13 protein-coding genes are annotated in these 13,730 nt (G+C 75.0%); 2 read left to right on the plus strand and 11 right to left on the minus strand.

Features of this window, described 5'->3' with window-relative positions:
* The gene (locus ACZ4V6_RS20280; RefSeq protein ID WP_467829159.1) at positions 1 to 996 is read right to left on the minus strand and encodes a DUF4349 domain-containing protein; all 996 of its coding nucleotides are present in this window, start codon (positions 994 to 996) and stop codon (positions 1 to 3) included.
* Positions 997 to 1,174: 178 nt separating this feature from the next.
* Between ACZ4V6_RS20280 and hemG the strand changes: the two genes are divergently transcribed.
* On the plus strand, positions 1,175 to 2,656 hold the full coding sequence (gene hemG / locus ACZ4V6_RS20285) for a protoporphyrinogen oxidase (protein WP_467829162.1): 1,482 nt from the start codon (positions 1,175 to 1,177) through the stop codon (positions 2,654 to 2,656).
* Positions 2,657 to 2,660: 4 nt separating this feature from the next.
* A complete protein-coding gene (gene hemQ, locus ACZ4V6_RS20290; RefSeq protein WP_467829165.1) occupies positions 2,661 to 3,392 on the plus strand; it encodes a hydrogen peroxide-dependent heme synthase in 732 nt (243 codons plus the stop codon).
* On the opposite strand, the gene ACZ4V6_RS20295 is transcribed toward hemQ, so the two are convergent.
* The 10 genes from ACZ4V6_RS20295 to ACZ4V6_RS20340 form a co-directional block, all read right to left on the minus strand.
* The gene (locus ACZ4V6_RS20295) at positions 3,341 to 3,865 is read right to left on the minus strand and encodes a hypothetical protein (RefSeq protein ID WP_467829167.1); all 525 of its coding nucleotides are present in this window, start codon (positions 3,863 to 3,865) and stop codon (positions 3,341 to 3,343) included. The two genes, hemQ and ACZ4V6_RS20295, sit on opposite strands and share 52 nt — an antisense overlap.
* Before the next feature lie 227 nt (positions 3,866 to 4,092).
* Positions 4,093 to 4,887: a TIGR04222 domain-containing membrane protein gene (locus ACZ4V6_RS20300; RefSeq protein ID WP_467829170.1), complete on the minus strand. Its 795-nt coding sequence runs from the start codon at positions 4,885 to 4,887 to the stop codon at positions 4,093 to 4,095.
* 107 nt (positions 4,888 to 4,994) lie between these two features.
* Entirely contained in the window at positions 4,995 to 6,302 is a 1,308-nt protein-coding gene (locus ACZ4V6_RS20305; protein WP_467829172.1) for an MbnB/TglH/ChrH family RiPP precursor modification enzyme, read from the minus strand.
* Positions 6,303 to 6,409: 107 nt separating this feature from the next.
* Positions 6,410 to 7,129 (minus strand): peptidyl-tRNA hydrolase, encoded by a 720-nt coding sequence (locus ACZ4V6_RS20310; protein WP_467829174.1) that lies wholly within the window; start codon positions 7,127 to 7,129, stop codon positions 6,410 to 6,412.
* A gap of 28 nt (positions 7,130 to 7,157) precedes the next feature.
* The gene (locus ACZ4V6_RS20315) at positions 7,158 to 7,340 is read right to left on the minus strand and encodes a hypothetical protein (protein WP_467829177.1); all 183 of its coding nucleotides are present in this window, start codon (positions 7,338 to 7,340) and stop codon (positions 7,158 to 7,160) included.
* 18 nt (positions 7,341 to 7,358) lie between these two features.
* Positions 7,359 to 8,225, minus strand: a complete 867-nt coding sequence (locus ACZ4V6_RS20320; protein WP_467829179.1) for a polysaccharide deacetylase family protein — start codon at positions 8,223 to 8,225, stop codon at positions 7,359 to 7,361.
* Positions 8,226 to 8,310: 85 nt separating this feature from the next.
* Positions 8,311 to 9,828 (minus strand): FAD-dependent oxidoreductase, encoded by a 1,518-nt coding sequence (locus tag ACZ4V6_RS20325; protein ID WP_467829181.1) that lies wholly within the window; start codon positions 9,826 to 9,828, stop codon positions 8,311 to 8,313.
* A gap of 32 nt (positions 9,829 to 9,860) precedes the next feature.
* Positions 9,861 to 11,240: a PhoX family protein gene (locus ACZ4V6_RS20330; RefSeq protein WP_467829183.1), complete on the minus strand. Its 1,380-nt coding sequence runs from the start codon at positions 11,238 to 11,240 to the stop codon at positions 9,861 to 9,863.
* Between the two features lie 99 nt (positions 11,241 to 11,339).
* Positions 11,340 to 12,116: a slipin family protein gene (locus tag ACZ4V6_RS20335; protein ID WP_467829186.1), complete on the minus strand. Its 777-nt coding sequence runs from the start codon at positions 12,114 to 12,116 to the stop codon at positions 11,340 to 11,342.
* 135 nt (positions 12,117 to 12,251) lie between these two features.
* Positions 12,252 to 13,730: a SulP family inorganic anion transporter gene (locus ACZ4V6_RS20340; RefSeq protein WP_467829189.1), complete on the minus strand. Its 1,479-nt coding sequence runs from the start codon at positions 13,728 to 13,730 to the stop codon at positions 12,252 to 12,254.

Raw genomic sequence — 13,730 nt, forward strand, 5'->3', positions numbered from 1 at the left:
CTACGCGGGCGCGGCGTTTCCGTTCCGCTCGCCCGTCCCTTCGGCGGGCGTGCCCCCCGGTACCGGCCGGGCCGTCGGCAGCGGACCGGCCGCCGTCGTCACCGGCGGGGCCTCGGGGCGGCGCGGCAGCCGGGGCCGCACCACCCGCAGCCACAGCAGCGCGAGCAGCGCCGCCACCGCGGCGAACGGCAGGACCGCGCCGAACACCACCGCCACCCAGCGCAGCATCGTCACGAACGCGTCCCAGCCGCCCGCCAGCGCGTCCGTGAACCCCGGGTCGTCGTCCCCGGCGGCCTCCTTCTCCACCGGCGTCCCGGACAGGGAGAGGGTGATCGTGGCCAGGCTGGTGCGGTCCTTCAGGGACGCCTGCCGGGCGAGCAGCGCCTCCAGCTCGGCCTGACGGGAACTCAGCTCCCCCTCCAGCGTCACCACGTCGCTCAGCCTGGTGGCGCGGTCCATCAGCTCGCGCACCCGGGCCACGCTGGCGCGCTGCGACGCGATGCGGCTCTCCACGTCCACGACCTGGTCGGTGACGTCCTCCGCCTTCGCGTCGCGCTCCAGGAGCGTGCCGGCGCCCTCCAGTTCGGTCAGGACGTCCTGGTACGCGCCGACGGGCACGCGCAGGACGAGCCGGGTCCGTTCGCGGCCGTCCTCGTCCCGGCTGGTGGTCTCGTCCCCGACGTAGCCGCCCGCGTTCTCGGCCGTGGCGCGCGCCCCCTCCAGCGCCTTGGGGACGTCCTCGACCCGCACCGTCAGGGAGGCGGTGCGGATGATGCGGCTCGCGGTGGCCTTCGGCGGCGCGGTCGCCCCGGAGCGGTCCGACTCCGGGCCCGCCGCGCCCTTGCCGTCGCCGTCGTTCGCCGGGGCGGCCGCCTTGGCGTCGCTCGCGCCGCCGGAGTCGCCGCCGTCGGCACTGCATCCGGTGAGCGCGAGGGCCGCGGCCAGCAGGACGGCGGCCGCGGCCGGAACGGCTCGCAGGGAAGGTGGTGTACGCACAGGGCCCCCCGGGGTCGGTGTCGACTGTCGTTCCTATGACGTCGCGAGGGGCGCGGACGACGGCGCGGAACGGTCGCGAAGAGGTCACGGTCCGGACTCGCCCGCCCGGACCCGTCCGCGGGCACGCGGCACCCGGCCTGGCGGCCGGGGAGCCGGCGGGGTCTGAGAGGCTTGGGGCATGTGCGCAAGCGAGATCCCGGCGGGCCCGACACCCGCGGACACGGGGCACGTCGTCGTCATCGGGGCCGGCATCGCCGGACTGGCCGCCGCCCACCGGCTGCTGGAGCGCGGGGCCCGCGTGACCGTGCTGGAGGCCTCGGACCGCGTCGGCGGCAAGCTGCTGCCCGGCGAGATCGCCGGCGTCCGGGTCGACCTCGGCGCCGAGTCGATGCTGGCCCGCCGCCCCGAGGCCGTCGGCCTCGCCCGCGCGGCCGGTCTCGCCGGCCGGCTCCAGCCGCCGGCCACCGCGTCGGCCTCGCTGTGGACCCGCGGCGCGCTGCGCCCCATGCCCAAGGGCCACGTCATGGGCGTCCCCGGCACCGCCGCCGCCCTGGCCGGCGTGCTGTCGCCGGAGGGCCTCGCCCGCATCGAGCGCGACGCCGAGCTGCCCCGCACCGAGGTCGGCGACGACGTGGCGGTCGGGGAGTACGTGGCGGCGCGCCTGGGCCGCGAGGTCGTCGACCGGCTCGTCGAGCCGCTGCTGGGCGGGGTCTACGCGGGCGACGCGTACCGCCTCTCGCTGCGCTCGGCCGTCCCCCAGCTCTTCGAGGCCGCCCGCACCCACACCTCCCTGACCGAGGCGGTGCGCGCCCTCCAGGGCCGCACGGCCACCTCCCCGCCCGGCGGCCCGGTGTTCATGGGCATCGAGGGCGGCATCGGCACCCTCCCGCTCGCGGTCGCGGAGTCGGTGCGGGCGCGGGGCGGCGAGATCGTCACCGGGGCGCCCGTGACGCAGCTGCGCCGCACCGCTCCGGACGGCGGCTGGCGGGTCGTCGCCGGCGACCGGGTGCTGCACCCCGGGGCGGTAGTCGTCGCCGTGCCCGCCCGGCCCGCCGCCGAGCTGCTGCGCGCCGAGGCCCCCGCCGCCGCGGCCGAGCTGTCCGCGGTGGAGTACGCCTCGATGGCCCTGGTCACCCTCGCCTACCGCCGCCGCGACGCCGCCGCCCTCCCGGAGGGCAGCGGCTTCCTCGTGCCGCCGGTCGACGGGCACACCGTCAAGGCGTCCACCTTCGCCTCCCGCAAGTGGGGCTGGATCGCCGACGAGGACCCGGAGCTGGTCGTCCTGCGCGCCTCGGTGGGCCGGTACGGCGAGACGGAGATCCTCGGCCGCGACGACGACGGGCTCGTCGCCGTGTCCCGGCACGACCTGGAGGAGGCCACCGGCCTGGCCGCCGCTCCGGTCGCCACCCGCGTCACCCGCTGGCAGGACGGCCTGCCGCAGTACCCCGTCGGCCACCACGCGCGCGTGGCCCGCGTCCGCGCCCACGTCGCGAAGGTCCCGGGCCTCGCCGTGTGCGGCGCCGCCTACGACGGCGTCGGCATCCCGGCGAGCATCGCGAGCGCGTACGCGGCCGTCGACCAGATCCACGGGGACCCGCGCGGTGTGGACGAGCTCACCGCCCACCCGGTGCAGAGCCTGCACGGCGGAGCGGGAGAATAGGGTCATGAGTGACGACGCCACCACCCCCGCCGCCGACCGGATCCCCAACAAGGGCAAGCTGGCCAAGGACCTCAACGAGGTCATCCGCTACACCCTCTGGTCCGTCTTCAGGCTCAAGGACGTGCTCCCCGAGGACCGCGCGGGCTACGCCGACGAGGTCCAGGAGCTGTTCGACCAGCTCGCCGCCAAGGACGTGACGGTCCGCGGCACCTACGACATCTCCGGGATGCGCGCCGACGCCGACCTCATGATCTGGTGGCACGCCGAGACCAGCGACCAGCTCCAGGAGGCGTACAACCTCTTCCGCCGCACCAAGCTGGGCCGCGCGCTCACGCCGGTCTGGTCGAACATGGCGCTGCACCGCCCCGCCGAGTTCAACCGCTCGCACATCCCGGCGTTCCTCGCCGACGAGACGCCGCGCAACTACGTCAGCGTCTACCCGTTCGTGCGCTCCTACGACTGGTACCTGCTGCCCGACGAGGACCGCCGCCGCATGCTCGCCGACCACGGCAAGATGGCCCGCGGCTACCCGGACGTGCGCGCCAACACGGTCGCGTCCTTCTCGCTGGGCGACTACGAGTGGCTCCTCGCGTTCGAGGCCGACGAGCTGGACCGCATCGTCGACCTCATGCGCCACCTGCGCGGCTCCGAGGCCCGCATGCACGTCCGCGAGGAGGTCCCGTTCTACACGGGGCGCCGCAAGGACATCGCCGAGCTGGTGGCCGGGCTGGCCTGACCCGGCGCGACGCGCTCCTTCTCGAACGCGTCGGAGGGACGGGCCGGGGCGGGCCGCGGCCCCTGGGCGAAGCCCTTCGGGTCCTGGCAGGACAGCGGCGCGCAGGGGGCGACGCCGCGCGGGGCGTAGCCGACCAGGTCGTACGCCGCCGCGATCCGCCTCCACTGCGGCGTCAGGCCGGTGAGCGGGACGTACAGCGAGCCGGTGCCCGGCCCGCCCGCCCGGTGGGCCAGGGCGCCCCGCCCCGGCACCTCGCGCCCGCTGTCGTGCGGGTCCTCGCGCGTGGCCCGCACCCGGCTGACGGTGAGCGTGATCCGCTCGCCGTCGGGGTGCGCGTAGTCGAGGGGGACGGTGACGGTGCCGCAGCGCAGGGCGGCGGGCAGGTCCTTTGCCCCCGGGCACCTGCCGAACGCGATGCCGGTCCCGGCGGCGCGCGCGGCGGCCACGGCCGTGCCGCGCGCCCCGGGGGTCACGGGCGCCCCCGGGCCCGTCCGCCCCAGGGGTCACGGTCCCGGGGCGGTGGCGAGGGCGCTCAGCAGCAAGGTCCCGGCGGCCGGGAGGGGGACGGCAGCTCGCATCGGGTGTCCCTTCGGTGCGCGACGGCGACGGAAGGGATGTTTCGTCCGGTGACCGGGCGAGGCGAGCACCGCCCTTGGGTGTCGGCGCCGGATGCCGCCGTACGCGGTGCCGGGCGTCCGGCTCAGCCCTGCCGCTCGCGGTGTTCCCCGAGGTACTCCTCCCGGTGCGCGAAGGCCGCCCGCAGGTCCGGTTCACCGACGGCGTGGACGCCGCGTACGGCGACGGACGTGAGGTACGTGCGCTCGTCCGCCGTGCCGTCGGCCTCCCGGGCGAGCGTGCCGAGCAGCCGCTGTCCCGCCGGTGAGGCCCAGCGCGAGTACGGGTGGACCTCCATCCGCGCGATCGCCAGGGAGCTCAGGGTCAGGACGAGCGGCAGCGCGAACCACAGGGCGATCAGGTGGCGCGGCACGTCCGCCGGGACGGGCAGCGCCAGCGCGGCGGCGCCCAGCGCGCACACGGTCAGCGCGGCGAGCCGCACCCGCCGGACCCCGGCCGCGATGCTGCGGGCCCCGTCCGGCACGGCGAGGCCCGCGCCGACCAGCCGGTCCGCCAGGGCCCGTACCGCGTCGGCGGTGTCGGCGGCGGCCCGCACCGGCGCTATCCGGGACTGCCCCTGCGGCCCTATGGCCCCGATGACCGACCGTTCCATCTCGTCCCGGCCGCGCGGATCGACGACCGTCGCCCAGCCGGTGTGCGCGAGCAGCAGGCGACGCTGGCGCGCCATGGACACCAGCGTCAGGTCGGCGACCCGCCGGGGACCGCCGGACAGGAACGCCGCCTCGTACAGCGTCAGGGCGTGCGCGTGGCCCGCGGCCCCGGTGTCGGAGGCGGCCGCGCGCACGGCGGCCAGGCACAGCCGTGTGCAGGCCGCACCGGCGACGACCCAGGCCGGCAGCAGGAGGAGAACCCAGAACATGCCGTACTTCTATGCCAGGGGATCACGCCGGCGCCATGCCCTTTTCACATTCCGGGACGCGGTGTGGCCGGTGCGTGACGTTCCGTCCGGCGGCGTCCGCGGTCCGCTCAGCGGCGCAGCAGCACCCGCCGGGCCGCGCGGGCCCACCGGGCCCCGGGCCGCCCCGGTCGCGGCGCCGGCCCCGACCGCTCCAGCCACCACGTCCGCAACTCCCGCCGCGCGCGGGCGTCGCGGGGCCGGCCGTCCCGCAACAGCAGCCCGGCGAACTCCAGCGCGTCCCGCCGGTACCCGCCGGTCATCGGACGGCCCTGGGCGTACGCGAGGAAGGCGGGCCGGTACTCCGTGCCGAGGATCACCGGCAGTTCCGGCGCGACCTTCGCGACCACGTCCGCCCGCTTCCCGGCGAGCGCCCGCGCCTGCACCCCCAGCCGCACCCGGTCGAACCCCTCGGGCACGGGCGTGCCGGCGACGAGGGAGGACAGCAGCGCGGCCTGCGCGAGGGCGAGGCGCTGACGCACGGCGTCGGGGACGGCGGGGACCTCCCCCCTCCGCGGCGCGGGTGCGGGCCCGGTGGGAACCGCGCCCGACGCCCGCCCCTTGTCCACCGCCGCCCGGATCGCCTCCACCTCGTCCTCCAGCTCGGCGCCCTCGGGGAAGTTCTCGTCGCGCTCCAGCAGCACCCCGGGCGGCGCGACGCGCGAGGCGAGGTCGGTCAGGATGTCCAGCACCGGCCGCGGCACGGGGTGGGCGTGGCTGTCGTGCCAGACGCCGTCGCGCTCGAAGCCGCCCGCGACATGGACGTAGGCGATGGCCTCCACGGGCAGTTCGCGCAGCGCCTCGGACGGGTCCTCGCCGCGGTTGACGTGGTTGGTGTACAGGTTCGCCACGTCGATCAGCAGCCGTACGCCGGTCCGTTCGACCAGCTCGTACAGGAACTGTCCCTCCGTCATCTCCTCGCCCGGCCAGGAGATCAGCGCGGCGATGTTCTCCACGGCGAGGGGCACGGGCAGCGCGTCCTGGGCGGCGCGCACGTTCTCGCACAGCACGTCGAGGGCGTCCCGGGTGCGCGGCACGGGCAGCAGGTGCCCCGCCTCCAGGTGCGGGGAGGCGGACAGCGGCCCGCCCGCACGGACGAACGCGATGTGCTCGGTGACCAGCGGCGAGCCCAGCACCTGAGCCCGTTCGGCCAGGGCCGCCAGCCTGCCCGCGTCGGGCCGCTCGGCGCCGCCGAGGCCGAGCGACACGCCGTGCGGCACGACGGTGACGCCGCGCTCGCGCAGCCGCAGCAGGGATTCCGGCAGATGACCGGGGCAGAGGTTCTCGGCCACGGCCTCGACCCAGTCGATGCCGGGCATCCGCTCCACGACGTCCGCGATCTCCGGCCGCCATCCGATGCCGGTTCCCAGTCGCTCCATGGTCCGTCCCTCCCCGTCGGTTCGACGGGGATATGGCCCGGGGCGTCCGGCGCCAACCCCGGGCTGAGCATGTTCAGAGCAACATCTGAGGTTCGCGGCCCGGGGCGCTACCGCAGCGCCGGGTGGTCCGCCACCACCGTGCACGAGCCCGGCGCGATCTCCGTGAACCCGGCGTCGCGGACCACCGGCAGGCCGCTGGTGGTGAGGCCGTCCCAGCGGGCCGGGTCCGCGGTGCGCACGGCCAGCGGGAAGCCCGCGTCGCGCCAGGCCGCCCGCTCCTCGCCGGACAGCTCCCACCAGGCGAGCTGGGCGCCGTGGCCGGCCTGGGCCATCGCCTTGCCGGCCGACATGTCCAGGCCGGGGTTCGTCCAGAGGACGGGGGCCGACGGGTCGGCGCCGGCCGGGGGCTCCGGGTCGTCGAGGTCGGTGCCGGAGACCTGGAGGCGGGCCAGGTCCTTCGGCCAGCCGTCCAGCGGGACCGGCGGGAAGACCCGCACCTCGGCCGTCTTCCCGTGCACCGTGATGCCCGGCAGCGCCCCGGCCCGCCGCCACTCGGCGCCGCGCGCCCGCCGCACCACCTTGCGGATGCGGGCGTCCTGCCAGTCGCGCATCGCCCGCGCCCACTCGCCGTCGCCGGTCGACCGCTCGTCGCCGAGCATCACCAGCACCGCGCGCGCCGCGGTCTCCAGGGCGTCCGTACGGGCCGGTGGCGCCGCCCGCTCGATGCGGACGACCAGCGGCAGCACGAACTGCGGGGCGAGGTCGCGGTCGCCGGGCTCGGCGCGGAAGGGACTGTCGGGGACGGGTGTCGTCGGCTCGTTGCTCACGCCCCCAGTCTGCCAACCCGCCCGCCGGTCACCCCGAGCAGGCGGTCCGCTGGGCCTCCTGCCATTCGCACCGGGGGCACAGGGTGATGCCCTTGTACGACTCCGGGTGCTCCGTCGGCTCCCGGCACAGCACGCACTCGGCGTACGGCGGTCCGTCGGCCGTGGGCGGGCGGGCCGCGTCGATCAGACAGTAGTCCTCGTCGCTGCTCATGCCTCCAGCGTAGGACGGTCAGCGCCGTCCGTCCGCCGCGCCGATCAGCTCGGACACCTTCACGAAGCGGTAGCCCTGCTCGCGCAGTTCGGGCACGATCGCGCGCACCGCCCGCTCGGTCACCGGGGCGGCGCTGCGGGTGCAGTGCATGACGACCACCGAACCGGGCCGTACGCCGTCCAGCACCTGCCGGGCCACCGCGTCGGCGTCCGTCGCGAACGCGTCCCCGCTCACCACGTCCCACTGCACGGCCGTGACGCCCGCGGGGGTGAGCTCCCCGAGGGCCGTCCTGTCGTAACAGCCGCCGGGGAAACGGAAGTAGGGCATGGGGTCCGGCACCCCGGCCTTCGCGAACGCCGTGTACGCCCGCTCCAGGTCCGACCGCATCCGCTCCCGGGGCACGGTCGGCAGGCCGTAGCAGTCGTCCGTGTAGGCGTAGTGGCTGTAGGAGTGGTTGGCGATCTCGAACTGCGGGTCCAGGCCGAGGGAGCGGGCCTCGTCCGGGTACTCCTCGGCCCATCGCCCGGTCATGAACACCGTGGCCGGCACCTTCAGCCTCCGCAGGGTCGCGATCAGTTGCGGGTTGTCGAACCGTTCGCCCGCCGCCGCCCGGGGTCCCTGGTCCGCGGTCATGTCGGCGTCGAAGGTGAGGGCGACGGTCCTGCCGCCGGTGCGCGGACCGTGCTCGAAGACGGGGGTGAGGCCCGCGGGTCCCGGCGCGAGGGTGGGCGGACGCGAGGGGACGGCCTTCGAGGGACCCGCGGAGGAGGCGGACGGCACCGGGCGGGGGGCCTGCCGGGAACCGGCCGCTCCGCAGGCGGCGAGGGCCACGGAGGCGGCGGCGACGGCGCACAGTGCGGCGATGCGACGTACAAGAATGGTCACCGCACGAACGTATGAGTATGTTGTTCGGTTTGTACGACTATGTGTCGTGTCGTGCCCGAGGGGTCACCCTCCCGGGTCAGGCGGGTCAGATGTCCCGCCGCTCCAGCGGCTTGGTCGCCGGACCCTGGATCACCGTGCCGTCCGTGGCGAACCGCGAGCCGTGGCAGGGGCACTCCCAGGCGCGCTCCGCCGCGTTGAAGTCGACCAGGCAGCCCAGGTGGGTGCAGCGCGGGGAGACCGCGTGCAGGGCGCCGTCGTCGTCCCGGTAGACCGCCAGGCGGTGGCCGTCGACCCGGACCACGGCCCCCTCGCCGGGCGGCAGGGCGTCCACCGGAGGCGCGGGCCTCAGCCGGTCGCCGACGAAGTGGCCGGCCACCTGCGCCTGCGTCTTGAGGAACTGCGGCGCCTCCCGCACCTGCGTCTTCAGCCGCCGCGGGTCGTACAGCCCGCTCCAGGCGCACTCCCGGCCGGTGATCCACGCCGTCAGCAGCAGGCCCGCCATGATGCCGCCGCTCATGCCCCAGCCGCCGAACCCGGTGGCCACGTACGTGTGCCGCGCGCCCTGGTGCAGCGGTCCCACCATGGGCACGGTGTCGGTGGGATCGATGTCCTGCGTGGCCCAGGCGTGGGTGAGGTCCACGCCGGGGAAGCGGTCGCGGGCCCAGGCCGAGAGCCGGCCGAACCGCTCGCGGGTGTCCCCGGTGCCGGGCGTGAAGTGCTCGCCGGTGACGATCAGCAGCCGCCGGCCGTCGTCGAGGGGCGCGGTGCGCACCGACCGGGTGCCCTCGTCCGGCGTGATGTACATCCCGTCGACGTCCCGGTCCGCTCCGACCGGCCCGGCCACGACCAGCTCGCGGCGCGGGGAGAGCCGGGCGAACAGCAGCGCCCGGTCGAACACCGGGTAGTGGGTGGCGACCACGACGTCCCGGGCGGTGACCGACGCGCCCGTGCCGGCCGACACCCGGCACGGCTCGCCCTCGTCCAGACCGTGGACGGTGGTGTCCTCGAAGATCCGCCCGCCGCGCGCCTCCAGGTCCTCGGCGAGGGCCAGCAGGTACTTGCGCGGGTGGAACTGCGCCTGCCCGGTCACCCGGACGGCGCCCGCGACCGGGAACGGCAGCCCGGTCTCCGTCACGAACGACGCCGGCAGCCCCGCCTCCTTCGCGGCCTCGGCCTCGGCCCGCAGCTCGTCCACGCGGCCCGCGTCGCACACGTACGTGTACGAGCTGCGGCTCTCCCACTCGCAGTCGACGCCCAGCTCGTCCACCAGGGCGGCGGCGTGCTCGACCGCCTCCGTCTGCGAGCGCGCGTACAGCCGGGCGCCCTCGGGGCCCCGGGTGCGGCGCAGCTTGTCGTAGACCAGCGTGTGCAGGACGGACACCTTGGCGGTGGTGTGGCCGGTGACGCTCGCGGCGATCCGCCCGGCCTCCAGCACCACCACGCTCCGTCCGGCCCGCGTCAGCTCGTACGCCGTGCTCAGCCCGGCGATCCCGCCGCCGATCACCACCACGTCGGCCTCGATGTCCTCCGCCAGCGGCGGACGGGGGGCACCCGGTGCCGTTTCCAGCCAGTACGAGCCGCTGACCTGCGTGTTCTCCGTCATGCGGCGCCGGGTACCCCACGTTCACGCCGCCCTCACCTGCGCCAGGGACCGGTCACCGCGAAGGTCGTTCCCGGGGTGTAGCAGTTGACGTACATGGTGTCGCCGTCGGGCGAGAACGTGACCCCGGCGAACTCGCCCCACTCGGGCTCCTCGGCCGTGCCGATGTTCTGCCGGCCGCGGGCCATCGCGTACACCTCACCGCGCCGGGTCACCCCGAAGACGTGCTGGGCGCCGTTGCCGTCCTCGCAGACCATGAGGCCGCCGCTGGGCGCCAGGCAGATGTTGTCCGGGGACTCGCCGGGCAGCTGGACGTCGGTGTCCGGGCCGAAGACGATCACCAGGGTCAGACGGCGCCGGTCCGGGTCGTACCGCCAGATCTGGCCGTAGTGGTCGGCTGCCGAGCCCTCGGCGCTGTGGGCGAAGGACGACACGAAGTACACGCTGCGTCCGCCCCAGTAGCAGCCCTCCAGCTTCTGCGCGTGGGTGATGCCGCCCCGGCCGAAGTCCTGGAAGCGGATCGGCGTCGTGGTGGCCAGCGGGTCGGGCACGTCGACCCACTCGACGCCGTCGAACTCGGCGCCCGTCTCCTGGATCGAGGACAGGTCGGACACGCCGGGCACGCGCATCGCCTGGAGCCTGCCGCCCGCCCGCAGCGAGCCCGTGCCGCCCAGCGGCTTCTTCGGCAGGAACCGGTAGAAGAGCCCGAAGGGCCGCTCGAAGGCGTCCTCCGTCTCGTACACGACGCCCCGCTCGGGGTCGACGGCGATCGCCTCGTGCTGGAAGCGGCCCATCGCGGTCAGCGGCACCGCGCCGGTGCGGTGCGGGTCCACCGGGTCGACCTCGAAGATGAAGCCGTGGTCCTTGGTGTAGCCGTTGGTGCCCGCCTTGTCCTCGGTCTCCTCGCAGGTCAGCCAGGTGTGCCAAGGAGTGGGGCCGCCCGCGCAGTTGACGGCCGTACCGGCGATCGCCACCCGCTCGGACAGGACGCGGTTGCGGGAGTCCAGGGTCAGCGCCGTGCACCCGCCCTTGCCCGCCGGGTCGTACGTCAGGCCCTCGACGGCGGGGACGGGGATCCTGCCGTTGGCGCGGTTCTCGTGGTTGCGGACCAGGTGGGTGCGGCCCCGGCCGCCCGGAGAACGCCCGGGAAAGGCTGCCATGCCGTCGTGGTTGGACGGGACCGGGCCCTCACCGGAGCGCAGCGGGTCGCCCTCACGGGACAGGACCTGGTAGCGGAAACCTTTCGGCAGGTCCAGCAGGCCGTCGGGGTCGGGGACCAGGGGGCCGTACCCGCCGTGGCCCGGGGGCTGTGCGGCGGCGGTGCCCGCGAAGAGGTCGGAGAGGGCTCCGGTGAAGGCGATGCCGGCTCCGAGCGCACCGGAGCGGGCGAGCACCTGACGTCGTGTTGCGGACATGGGGAAACCTTCCTGCTGGCGGACAGGACTGTGACCCCGCCGTGTCTATCACCTGCCGGGAGTCCCGGGAACCACGCGTGTAGCACGTGTCACCGGCCGTCACCGCTCCACGGGCCGTTCCTGGGCCTTCTCCAGGAACCGCAGCAGCTCCACCGGGAAGGGCAGGACCAGCGTCGAGTTCTTCTCCGCGGCCACCGCGACCACGGTCTGCAGCAGGCGCAGCTGAAGGGCGGCCGGCTGCTCGGACATCTGCTCCGCCGCCTCGGCGAGCTTCTTCGACGCCTGGAGCTCGGCGTCGGCGTTGATGATCCGGGCCCGCCGCTCCCGGTCGGCCTCGGCCTGCCGGGCCATGGAGCGCTTCATCGTGTCGGGCAGGGAGACGTCCTTGATCTCGACCCGGTCGATCTGCACGCCCCAGCCGACCGCCGGACTGTCGATCATCAGCTCCAGGCCCTGGTTGAGCTTCTCCCGGTCGGAGAGCAGGTCGTCCAGTTCGCTCTTGCCGATGATGGACCGCAGGGAGGTCTGCGCCATCTGGGAGACGGCGAACCGGTAGTCCTCGACCCTGACGAGGGCGTTGGCCGCGTCGACCACCTTGAAGTAGACGACGGCGTCGACCCGCACGGTCACGTTGTCGCGGGTGATGCCCTCCTGCGCGGGCACCGGCAGCGTGACGATCTGCATGTTCACCTTGTGCAGCCGGTCCACGAACGGGACCACCATCGTGAACCCGGGCGGACGCACCTCCCCCGCGAGCCGTCCGAGCCTGAAGACCACTCCGCGCTCGTACTGCTTGACGACCCGCGCCGCCGAGACGACGTAGAGAACCCCGGCGCTTCCGACGACGGCCACCGCGGTCAGCAGCTCCTGGAGCATGACGGCCTCCTCGCCCAGAGGTCCGATTCGTCTGCTCCTGCAACGATATGCCCGGTGCCCGTTCCGGGGCCATGCCCGCAGGCAACGCCCGGAACGGGCACCGGTACGAGCGCCGGGCACGGCGCCCGACAGGCGTCACACCGCGGCCCCGGCCGGTTCCGTGACCTTCACCGGCTCCGTGCCGGCCGCGCTGTGCCGCTCGGCCCAGCTCTCCAGCGCGGTGCGGCAGGCGTGGTCCAGGTGGTGCAGGCCGGACAGGTCCAGCTCGACGGGACGGTCCTGCGGGAGCGCCTCCAGGCTTTCCATGATCCGTGGCAGCCGCAGGAAGGTCGCGTTGCCCGTCAGGTGCGCCTGGACGGGGCCGGCCCCCTTGTCGACGACCTCCAGCCTGAGGTGCGAGGCATCCCAGGCGGTCTTGGCCACGGACAGGGCCAGGCCGATCAACACGCCCTCGAACATGTTCACCGCGACGATCGACACGGCCGTGACCACCAGGATCAGCGCCTCGCCCCGGTGCCCGCGCCACAGCGACACGATGCCGCGGAACGGGATCAGCTTCCAGCCCGCGTGGACCAGGACGCCGGCCAGCGCGGGCAGCGGGATCAGCGCCAGTGCGGACGGCAGCAGCGCGGCGAACAGCAGCAGCCACACGCCGTGCAGCACCCGGGACGCCTTGGTCCGCGCGCCGGCGCCCACGTTGGCGGAGCTGCGCACGATGACCGCGGTCATCGGCAGCGCGCCGAGCAGACCGCACACCGAGTTGCCGGCGCCCTGCGCCATCAGCTCCTTGTCGTACTCGGTGCGCGGGCCGTCGTGCAGCCGGTCCACCGCGGCGGCGCTGAACAGGCTCTCCGCCGACGCGATCAGGGTGAAGGCGGCGATCGTGCCGAGCAGCCCCACGTCCGCCAGCCCGCCGAAGGCGTCCGCGCCGGGCGGCTGGACCGAGTCCAGCAGGCCGTTCACCTCGACGGTCGCCACCGGCAGTCCGAAGACCGCCGTGACCGCCGTGGCCAGTCCGACCGCGCCCAGCGCGCCCGGCACGGCCCGGACCCGCCGGGGCAGCCGCTTCCACAGCACCATCACCGCGATCGTGCCCGCGCCGAGCGCGAGCGAGGTGAGCGCCTCGGTGCTGCCCAGCGCGTCGGCGGCCGCCCCGGGCAGCCCGATGATCTTGTCGATGCCGGAGGCGGGCGCCTCCAGCCCGGCCGCCGAGTAGAGCTGGCCGGCGATGAGCACGAGGCCGATGCCGGCCAGCATGCCCTCGACGACCGACAGGGAGATCGCCCGGAACCAGCGTCCGAGCCCGAGTGCGCCCATCGCGAGCTGGAGCAGCCCGGCGGCCAGCACGATCACGCCGAGCGCGGGCAGTCCGTAGGTGTCGACCGCGCCGAAGACCAGCACGGTCAGGCCGGCGGCCGGACCGGACACCTGAAGGCTGCTGCCCGGCAGGAATCCGGTGACCAGGCCGCCCACGATGCCGGTGACGAGGCCGAGTTCGGCCGGGACGCCGGAGGCGACGGCGACGCCCACGCACAGCGGGAGGGCGACCAGGAACACGACGAGCGAGGCGGTGAGGTCCTGCCGCCAGTGCGGGAACTTGGATATCGCGTCCAC

This window comes from Streptomyces sp. NPDC029152 (assembly GCF_055564355.1).

Bases quoted from the DNA above. Each gene is read 5' to 3' on its own strand.
- hemG (WP_467829162.1), top strand. From the start codon at position 1,175: ATGTGCGCAAGCGAGATCCCGGCGGGCCCGACACCCGCGGACACGGGG.
- hemQ (WP_467829165.1), top strand. From the start codon at position 2,661: ATGAGTGACGACGCCACCACCCCCGCCGCCGACCGGATCCCCAACAAG.
- ACZ4V6_RS20300 (WP_467829170.1), bottom strand. From the start codon at position 4,887: ATGTTCTGGGTTCTCCTCCTGCTGCCGGCCTGGGTCGTCGCCGGTGCG.
- ACZ4V6_RS20305 (WP_467829172.1), bottom strand. From the start codon at position 6,302: ATGGAGCGACTGGGAACCGGCATCGGATGGCGGCCGGAGATCGCGGAC.
- ACZ4V6_RS20315 (WP_467829177.1), bottom strand. From the start codon at position 7,340: ATGAGCAGCGACGAGGACTACTGTCTGATCGACGCGGCCCGCCCGCCC.
- ACZ4V6_RS20325 (WP_467829181.1), bottom strand. From the start codon at position 9,828: ATGACGGAGAACACGCAGGTCAGCGGCTCGTACTGGCTGGAAACGGCA.
- ACZ4V6_RS20330 (WP_467829183.1), bottom strand. From the start codon at position 11,240: ATGTCCGCAACACGACGTCAGGTGCTCGCCCGCTCCGGTGCGCTCGGA.
- ACZ4V6_RS20335 (WP_467829186.1), bottom strand. From the start codon at position 12,116: ATGCTCCAGGAGCTGCTGACCGCGGTGGCCGTCGTCGGAAGCGCCGGG.